Below are 9,102 nucleotides of genomic sequence, written 5' to 3' on the forward strand. Positions count from 1 at the left end.
GCCAGGCGCCCCGCCTGGCCCCCTTCGGCATGCCCGAAATCATCAGGAGTAGTACATGCCCACCACCGCACCGGACCACAACCTGCCGGAGCACGAAACCGTCCGGACGCCGGCAGGCGGCGACAGGCCCTGGACCGATCCGGCCCTGCCGGCGGACGAACGGGTGGAAGCACTTCTCGTCCGCCTCACCCTGGAGGAGAAGGTCGCTCAGCTCAGCAGCAGCTGGGAGGACGTCGAGCCCGCCGGCCCCGAGGTCGCCCCGGGGACCAGTCTCTTCGAGCGCGTCGGCGACCTCACCGAGACCGCCAGGAACGGCCTGGGACAGCTGACCCGACCCTACGGAACCGTTCCGAGACCTGCTCTCGAGCACGCGAGGCTCCTCGCCGACCGGCAGAGGCAGATCATGGCCCTGAGCAGGTTCGCCATCCCCGCGATGACCCACGACGAGTGCCTCACCGGCTTCACCGCCTACGGCGCCACGATCTACCCCACGTCCCTGGCCATGGCCGCCACCTTCGACCCACCACTCGTCCGCCGCGTCGGCGCCGCCATCGGGGCGGACATGGCGGCCGCCGGCGTCCACCAGGGGCTCGCCCCCGTCGTCGACGTGATCCGCGACTACCGGTGGGGCCGCTGCGAAGAGACCTACGGCGAAGACCCGCACCTGACCGGGGAAATGGGCGAGGCATACGTCCTGGGACTGCAAGGTGCCGGCGTGTACGCCACCCTGAAGCACTTCGCCGGATACTCCGACTCCATGGGCGGCCGCAACCACGCACCCGCGAACATCGGACGGCGTCAATTGACCGACGTCATCCTCCCGCCCTTCGAGCGGCTGGTCTCCGCCGGCGTTCGTTCCGTCATGAACTCGTACGCCGAAGTCGACGGAGAGGCCCCCGCAGCCAGCCGCTGGCTGCTCACCACAGTCCTGCGCGAGCAGTGGGGTTTCGAGGGCACCGTCGTCTCGGACTACTGGTCGCTGCCCTTCCTGGTCGACGCCCACCGAGTGGCCGCAGACCTGTCCGAGGCCGGAGCGCTGGCTCTCACGGCGGGCATGGATGTCGAACTGCCCGACCAGCGGGCCTTCGGCGACGTGCTGGTCGCTGCCGTGAACAGCGGGCTGGCCCAGGAGGCCGACGTCGACCGAGCCGTGCGCCGGGTACTGCGGCAGAAGACCGAACTTGGCCTGCTCGATGCGGACTGGAACCCCGAGCCCCCCGCGCTGCGCACGGGCGAACTCGACCTCGACACGCCCGAGAACCGCTCCCTCGCCCGTGCCGTGGCCCGCTCCAGTGCGGTCCTGCTGTCGAACGACGGCATCCTGCCCCTGCCGCCGACCGGACGGCTCGCACTGATCGGCCCGTGCGTCGACGACGCACGGACCATGTTCGGCTGCTACAGCTTCCCCAACCACGTCCTGTCCAACCGCGACGACCTCGGCAACGGTGTCACCGCCGTACCCCTGCGCACCGCGCTGGCCGCGGAGATTCCGGACGTCACCTGGGAGGTGACCCAGGGGTGCCCGATCCGGGACCTGGACCGGTCGGGCATCGAATCCGCGGCAGCCGTCGCCGACGCCGCCGACCTCACCGTCCTGGTCGTCGGCGACAAACCCGGCATGTTCGGCATCGGGACCTCCGGCGAGGGCTGCGACGTGGAGGACCTCCGCCTGCCGGGCGTCCAGGAAGAACTGGTCGAGGCGGTACTCGCCACCGGAAAGCCCGTCGTCCTCGTGGTCAACAGCGGCCGCCCGTACGCTGTGGGACGCTTCGCGGCCACCGCCGCCGCAGTGGTGCAGGTCTTCCTGCCGGGCGAGGAGGGCGGCCACGCGCTGGCAGAACTCCTCTCGGGCCGGGCGAATTTCAGCGGAAAGCTGCCCGTGCAGATACCGAACTCGCCGGCCGGGCAGCCGTACACCTACCTGCATCCGCCGCTGGGCGATCGACAGAGCGCCCTGTCCAACCTCGACCCGACACCGGCCTTCCCCTTCGGACACGGCCTGTCGTACACCACCTTCACGGTCTCGGACCTGGAAACCGACCGTGCCGACGTCCCCAGCGACGGAGCGTTCACGGCGTCGGTGCGTGTGAGGAACACCGGCACGCTCGCCGGCGCCGAGACGGTCCAGCTCTACTTCACCGACCCGGTCGCGCAGGTCACCCGGCCGGTACGGGCACTGCTGGCCTTCGCCAAGGTCCACCTGGAACCCGGAGAAGCGGCCACGGTCCGCTTCGACGTCCACACCGATCGGCTCGCTTTCAGCGGACGAGCCGGCCACCGGATCGTCGAGCCCGGCGAAATCCGGCTGTACGCCGGCTCGTCCAGCTCCGACACACCGGCCGAGGCCGTCGTGCACGTGGTGGGCGAGGAGCGGGCCGTGCCCGTCGTCCGCCATCACGGCGCGCCCGTGACGGTCCAACGCGGCTGAACACCTGCGCAGGGCGGCCGCCCCACGGGCCGGCCGCCCTCACGCGTTGCGCGCGGCGGTCGACGTCCTGAGCACCAGCTCCGTCGCCAGCTCGATACGCGGCGAGACCGGCGGACGCCCGTTCGCCACTTCGAGCAATACCCGCGTGGCCTCCCGCCCCAGTTCCTCGAACGGCTGACGGACCGCGCTCAGCGGCGGGCTCGCCATGGCTGCCACCAGCGTGTCGTCGAACGACATCACCGCCAGATCGTCCGGCACCCGCCGACCTCGCTGCCGGGCCGCCTCCAGCACACCCAGCGCCTGGGTGTCGCTGGCCGCGAACACGGCCGTCGGCGGAACCTCCGCCGCCAGAATCTGAGACGTGGCCGCCAGCGACTCGGCGTAGTCGAAGTCCGTCGAACGCACCAGCGCCGGGTCGTACTCGATCCCCGCCTCCTCCAGCGCCGCCCGGTATCCGTGCAACCGGGCAGCCCCCGCCAGCGAGTGCGAACGCCCCGCCACCATGCCGATGCGGCGATGCCCGAGACCGATGAGATGCTGTACCGCTTCTCTGGCACCGCTCCAGTTGGTGACCCCGATGCTCGGGATTTCCGCCGACGGAGCACTCAGCGGATCCACCAGGACGACAGGCAGCCGCTCCTCGATGATCCGCCGTTGGTCATCCTCGGACAACATCGAGATGACGACGATCAGCCCGGCAGCGCCCATCGCACCACACTCCTTCAGCCACTGTCCGATGGACCGGCGCCCGGTGGTGCCGGTCACCACGTGCACGCCGAGCTCGCCGGCCGCCTCGACGATCCCGCGAACCACCTCCAAGGTGTACGGACCCGACAGGTCGCGGAACACCGCGATGATCTGTCGCGGCACCTGCGGATCACGCTCCCATGGGCGGACGTAACCGTGCACGGCCAGGAGCTCCTCGACCCGTGCCCGGGTCCGCGTCCCCACGTCACGACGCCGGTGCACCACCTTGGACACGGTGCTCAGTGAGACCCCCGCCTCCTGCGCGATGCTTGTGAGCAGCCCGTACTGCGCCTGGAACCGTCCGCTGTCCTGAACAGTCACTGTCCCGCTTTCCTCACCGGCTGCGCGCCGGGCGTTCCACCGTCAGCCCACACAACAGCAGTGGGCACCGGCAGACAAGCCTGCGGTGCCCACTGAAAGTCGCTTACACCCGGTGCCACGTCTGAGTGGCGTTGCCGAGAGGCGTCCAGAGCTGGACGGGTGCGCCGTTGCCGGTGCCCCAGTTGGTGACGTCGATGGCCAGGCCGTTGGAGCGGTTGATCACCGAGCCGTTCAGCCGGAACCACCACTTCTGGCTGGAGCCGCCGTCGCACGGCCACAGGATGAGCTCGGTCCCCGCTGCCGTGCCGTCACCGGCTGCGGCGAGGCACTTGCCCGCGACGCGGAGTTCTCCCGCGCCGGTCTGCGTGATGGTCTGGTTCGCGTTCCCGTTGCAGTCCCAGATCTGCACCCGCACCCCGGCCGCACCGTCCGGTACATCCAGGCATCGGCCCGAGTGATCACCCTTGAGCACGAAGGGTGCACCGGTGTGCAGGGCCTCCGGCACCAGGCGCCACTCCTGGGCATCGTCCGCGGACGGGTCCGTGGCGGCGTCGATCGGCGTCCGCACGTCGACGGCCGCGTCAGCGGTCGCGCCGGTCATGTACAGACCACTGTCTCCGGAGGCCCGGAACTTGTAGTAGCCGTCGCTGGAGGGAACCAGCGTCCACTGCTTGTCCCCGGCGGCGTCGTCGACCCACTGGGCGAGCTCGGCCCCCGCGGTCGCAGTGCCGCCCCAGATGCCGGCCGCACGGCCGCCCGCCTTGTTCAGCAGCGTCACGTTGCCGCCCCGATCGGTGAGGTGCCACCGCTGGGTGTCGTCGGCCGCTGAGACGGGGCCGGTGATCAGGTCGGGAACGTTCCCTGTGAGGTTGGCATCCTGTGTCCTGCCACCCCGGGGAGTCAGTGCCTGCCCGGTTCGGCGATTGACGAGCGTGTAGTAGGTGCCGTCCGAGTGTCCGAGGTCGACCTCGCCGTACCGCACGGGACCGATACTGCCGCCGGCCCACGATGCCTGGAGGACGAGTAGTCTGCCGGTGCCCTCGACGTACTGGAGGGCGCGGCTGTATCCGGCGGGAACCGGTGTCTGGTACTCCTTCCAGGTGCCGGTGCTACGGCCGGACTCGTTCACCCAGACGTTCCCGCTGCCGTTCGCGTTGTAGACGATGCGGCCGTCGGGCAGCGCGGAGAGCACGGGGCTGCCGCCCGTCACGAGCCCTCTGCCCCCGGACGGAACGGGCAGGGCGCCGATGGCCTCGTCGTGAGCGGTGTGGAACCTCAGTGGATCGTCTCCCACCCGGTAGCGGACGTTGGAGCCTCCGCCCCAGTATTCGTACGTCATGAGCCACTTGCCGTCGGTGGTCGGGACGACGGTGGTCATGCCGGGGCGTCCGCCGCCGAGCAGGTTCTTGGTGCCGGACCACACGGTTCTGCCGGGTACGTCGACCACCGGACTGCTCCAGGAGGCGGCCGTGCCGTCCCAGGTCCTGTGCGCCAGGATCTGCAGGCCGGGGTCCGGGGCGGTGTCGTTGTCCGGATCGAGAGTGGGCACCCCGGAGGTGGCGTCGTAGCCGGTGAACTCGTTCTCGTCGGAGTAGTAGGCGATCAGTTTGCCGTCGCGGGCGAACAAGTGGGGCTCCCAGACGGGGTCCTGTTGTTTGCCGGTGTTGGCGGCCGAGCGGCCCGCGTCGCCGTCACCGCCCTGCCACCCACCGGCGGCGATGATGTTCTCGAAGCTCCAGTTGGCGCCGTCGTCCGTGCTGGCATACAGAGCGATCGACACGTCCTTGCGGTCGCCATTGCCGGACGGCTGCCAATCGGGGTCAGCGGCCTTGCGCTCCTTGTAGTAGTAGTCGTCGCCCGACACGACGCTCGCAAGGAGCAGGGTGCCGGCCCTCAGGCGGCCCACGTCGTGGGGGAGTACGTAGAGGCAGGGGTTGGTCCAGTTGCTCGTGTACTTCGCGAACCGAGGGTCGCCGGACACAGAGGCCGGTGCCTTCACGTCGGTGAGTTTCTGCCAGGTCGTGCCGTGGTCGTCGCTCTTGTACAGAGGCATCGTCTGTCCGACCGGATCACCCTGGCTGTTCTCGAACGCCGCCACGATCCGGCCGCTCGGCAGCTGTGCCGACTTCGGGTAGAGCACGCAAGGACGCTTGTTGCACGTCGGGGTCTGCGCCACGTACAGGTCGGACGGGCCCGGCTGGTACGCCGCCGCGCTCGGTGCCAAAGCGAGAGTGAGCGCGACTCCCCACCCTGCGGCGGTCGCCACCGCGAAAGCCTTCCGTATCGAGTTGGATATCAACTGCGGCTCCTTCTGGCATGCGCGTGCCGGCGCCTGTCGTCCGGCGCCCTGGATGCACGCGGGAATCGTTGTACGGGCTGGAGGGGGGTACCAGGGGCATGCGGAAGCGGCGGTGCGCCTTCGAACTGTGCGCTGGTTGGTGGCAAGTATCGGGACACGACATCCCCATGTCACCGGTCACTCCACGAAAGCCTTTCGGACCTCTGACGCACCGGGGAGTTGACACCGAACGACGACGAACGACCACCACCAGGCCACAGACCAGGGACTCGGACTCCGGGTGAGCGGTCAGCGGCGCTCGGGGAGAGCGGCACGTGGAGAGGCCGTCCGAAACTTTCCGGGGACGGCGACCTGTCCCGGGTCATGTCCGGTCCCGCGCAGCCGAAGCGGCCCGAGAGCGGCAGAGTACGCGGCGGTCAGCCCAGCGGCATCAGCAGAACGGGAGCCGCGTCTTCGGGTAGACGCTGTGCGGCGGCCCACTCATCAACGGTGGGCTGCGTGCTCGTCCTGCCGCCAATGCGGCAGCGCGACGCAACTGTCCATCTTTCCCTGGTGGTTATAGTGTCCGGCAGCGTCGCGTGCCGGTGGCGGACGGATCGTCAGGCATGGAGGCGTCGTATCGAAAGGTGGCTCCGGCCATTCCCACCCCAATCTCACAGAAGATCACGCTCTACCCCGCCGACGACCGGTTCTCCGGCCCCCGGCCCGCCGTCCTCGTCCTGCCCGGCGGCGGCTTCCGGGAACTTCCACCGCACGAGGGCGAAGGCTACGCGCGCTGGCTGTCCGGCCTCGGCATCCACGCCTTCGTCCTGTCCTACCGGCTGCTGCCGGATCGGTTCCCGGCCCCGCTGGAAGACGCCCGGGCCGGGCTGGACCACATCCGCAACGGTGACCACGGCCTCGCCGTGGGCCGGGTCGGCGTCATCGGATCAAGCGCGGGTGGCCAACTCGCCGGCCTGCTCATGACCGGCCGGGTCCTGTCCATCGAGGAGGGCGTCGCCGACCCGCCCCGGCCGGACTTCGCGATCCTGGCCTATGCGCTGGCCGACCTCGACCTGCTGCCGCCGGTGGTGGTCGAGAACCTGCTCGGCGACCTGCTGCCCATCAAGGACGAGCTGTCCCCGGCCAAGCATGTGGACGCGTCGGTGTGCCCGACCTTCGTTTGGGCCACCGCACAGGACCCGCCGGGTCTGCCCAACGCCCTGGAGTGGACCCGCGTGCTGGCGGCTGCCGCGGTACCGGTGGAGTTGCACGTCTACCCGGCCGGCAGCCACGGCATCGGCCTGGCCGACGGTGTGGAATACGGCGGCGAGCCGCACCCGTTCATCGCACGCGAACCGCACACCGCGTCCTGGACGACCGCGTGCGCGGCCTGGTTGCGACGGGAGGGCGTTCTTGCCGACTGACCGCGTCACTGCCTGGGGCGAGGAACTGCAGCGGGTGCACGGCAAGCTGCGCAAGGCGTTGGCGCTGGCGCGGGCGGGACTGGACGGCGGCGACCCCGCCGACGCCGCCACCGACCTGCTGCTGTTCTGCCACGGGTTCTGCGCTGCCCTGTCCGGCCACCATCGCGCCGAGGACGGTTCGCTCTTCCCGGAACTGGTACGGGCGCGACCCGACCTGGCGCCGGTGGTCGCGAAGCTCACTCAGGACCACAACATGATCGAGCACCTCATCGGCGGATTGCGGAAGGCGGTGGCCGACTCGAGCGACCCGGAGGTGGCGCACCGCCACCTGGACGGGATCGAGGCGGTCATGGAGACGCACTTCAAGTACGAGGAGAAGCAACTGGGAGCGGTGCTGGACGGCATGGATGCCGACTTCGACCGCACCGAGATCTTCGGCCCGATCAGCTGAGCCGCGGATTCGCGGTCATGTCGCCGTGCCGTGCCCGGAACTCCTCTCGGTAGTGACGTGGATCACGGACGCCCTCCGGGGGGTGCTGCGTAGGCTTGTGCAGTCGTCGTCGCGGTGAGGTTCAGGAGGGCGTGTGAGGCCCTCACGCAACACCTGGCGGTGTGTCGGGAAAGTTGGCGATGGGTCAGCATCAGGTCTCGGAAGCCTGGTGAGAACTGACCGGACATGCGCCGCGTTGTAAGATGGGGAAACCGCCCTTGACCTGCAAAAACGCAGGCAGGGAGCCTAAGTCCAGGAGTGTCCCGATGATGCGCACCATGTTCAAGTCCAAGATCCACCGTGCCACCGTGACCCAGGCCGACCTGCACTACGTCGGTTCCGTCACCGTGGACGCCGAGCTGATGGAGGCCGCGGACCTGCTGCCGGGTGAGCTGGTGCACATCGTGGACATCGACAACGGGTCCAGGCTGGAGACATACGTCATCGAGGGCGAGCGCGGTTCCGGCGTGATCGGGATCAACGGGGCCGCCGCCCACCTCGTACACCCGGGTGACCTGGTCATCCTCATCAGCTACGCGCAGGTCGAGGATGCCGAGGCGCGCGCCCTGGTGCCGCGTATCGTGCACGTCGACGCGGACAACCGCATCGTCGCACTCGGCGCCGACGCCTCCGCGCCCGTGCCGGGCAGCGACACCGAGCGCAGCCCGCACGCGGTGCCCGCGGCGCGCTGAGGCGGCCCTTCCGGCGACACCCCCAGGGAGCACCCGCCATGGCAGAACAGACCGGGCCCGAGATCCGAGACGACCGGGCGGCGGGCAGGCTGTCCGCGTACGAGGACGGCGAGGCCGTCGGAGTCGTCGCGTACTTCGTGATGGACGGTGAGCCCGCCGGGCTCGTCGCCGTCCACACGGTCGTCGAGCCCGGACACGAGGGCAAGGGCATCGCCGGCGCCCTGGTCAGGGAGTTCTACGCCATGGCGGGGCGCGAGGGCGTGCCCGTCGTGCCGCTGTGCCCGTACGCCGCCAAATGGGCCTCGCGCCACCCCGGCGAGGCCCCCGAAGCGCCCGAGGAACTGGTGGAGCGCGCGAAGACGCAGCTCGCCTCGCACCCCGAGCTGTACTGAACGAGCCGTACCGGACCGGAAGAGGTGTGCCGCCCGTGGCCCTCGCGCTGCTGCACACCTCGCCGGTCCACGTCCCCGTCTTCGACGCCCTGCGCGACGCCCACCACCCGGGCCTCCCGCTGCACCACGTCGTACGCGAGGAACTGCTGGCCGGTGCCGCCGCCGGGGAGCCCGAAGCGGTCGCCGGCGAGGTGACGGCACTCGTCGCGGAGCTGGCCGCCCGGGGAGCGGCGGCCGTGCTGTGCACCTGCTCCACCATCGGCGCGGTCGCCGAGGCGGCCGGGTCCGCGCTCGCCGTCCCGGTCCTCCGCGTCGACCGGCCCATGG

The 9,102-nt window shown here is 70.1% G+C and carries 7 protein-coding genes and 1 pseudogene; 6 read left to right on the top strand and 2 right to left on the bottom strand.

Going from position 1 to position 9,102, the window contains the following annotated elements:
* The first annotated feature begins 55 nt into the window (after positions 1–55).
* Positions 56–2,428 (top strand): glycoside hydrolase family 3 N-terminal domain-containing protein, encoded by a 2,373-nt coding sequence (locus MHW47_RS01590; protein WP_239220757.1) that lies wholly within the window; start codon positions 56–58, stop codon positions 2,426–2,428.
* Between the two features lie 39 nt (positions 2,429–2,467).
* Here MHW47_RS01590 and MHW47_RS01595 read toward each other — a convergent pair whose 3' ends face one another.
* Positions 2,468–3,496, bottom strand: coding sequence for a LacI family DNA-binding transcriptional regulator (locus MHW47_RS01595; protein ID WP_239220758.1), 1,029 nt, complete (start codon positions 3,494–3,496; stop codon positions 2,468–2,470).
* A gap of 103 nt (positions 3,497–3,599) precedes the next feature.
* Positions 3,600–5,762, bottom strand: a complete 2,163-nt coding sequence (locus MHW47_RS01600; RefSeq protein WP_239220759.1) for an RICIN domain-containing protein — start codon at positions 5,760–5,762, stop codon at positions 3,600–3,602.
* Between the two features lie 659 nt (positions 5,763–6,421).
* Between MHW47_RS01600 and MHW47_RS01605 the strand changes: the two genes are divergently transcribed.
* The 5 genes and pseudogenes from MHW47_RS01605 to MHW47_RS01625 form a co-directional block, all read left to right on the top strand.
* Entirely contained in the window at positions 6,422–7,201 is a 780-nt protein-coding gene (locus tag MHW47_RS01605) for an alpha/beta hydrolase (protein WP_239220760.1), read from the top strand.
* Positions 7,191–7,652, top strand: a complete 462-nt coding sequence (locus tag MHW47_RS01610; RefSeq protein WP_239220761.1) for a hemerythrin domain-containing protein — start codon at positions 7,191–7,193, stop codon at positions 7,650–7,652. The genes MHW47_RS01605 and MHW47_RS01610 overlap by 11 nt, the downstream gene beginning before the upstream one ends.
* Before the next feature lie 305 nt (positions 7,653–7,957).
* Positions 7,958–8,383, top strand: a complete 426-nt coding sequence (gene panD / locus MHW47_RS01615; RefSeq protein ID WP_239220762.1) for an aspartate 1-decarboxylase — start codon at positions 7,958–7,960, stop codon at positions 8,381–8,383.
* Positions 8,384–8,421: 38 nt separating this feature from the next.
* Complete coding sequence (locus tag MHW47_RS01620; protein WP_239220763.1) at positions 8,422–8,775, top strand: GNAT family N-acetyltransferase; 354 nt, start codon at positions 8,422–8,424, stop codon at positions 8,773–8,775.
* A gap of 35 nt (positions 8,776–8,810) precedes the next feature.
* Positions 8,811–9,102, top strand: a pseudogene (locus MHW47_RS01625) (arylsulfatase); the annotation flags it as partial.

The sequence above is a fragment of the Streptomyces sp. OfavH-34-F genome (genome assembly GCF_022347745.1).
Classification (GTDB): Bacteria; Actinomycetota; Actinomycetes; order Streptomycetales; family Streptomycetaceae; genus Streptomyces.

Bases quoted from the DNA above. Each gene is read 5' to 3' on its own strand.
- panD (WP_239220762.1), top strand. From the start codon at position 7,958: ATGATGCGCACCATGTTCAAGTCCAAGATCCACCGTGCCACCGTGACC.
- MHW47_RS01620 (WP_239220763.1), top strand. From the start codon at position 8,422: ATGGCAGAACAGACCGGGCCCGAGATCCGAGACGACCGGGCGGCGGGC.
- MHW47_RS01590 (WP_239220757.1), top strand. From the start codon at position 56: ATGCCCACCACCGCACCGGACCACAACCTGCCGGAGCACGAAACCGTC.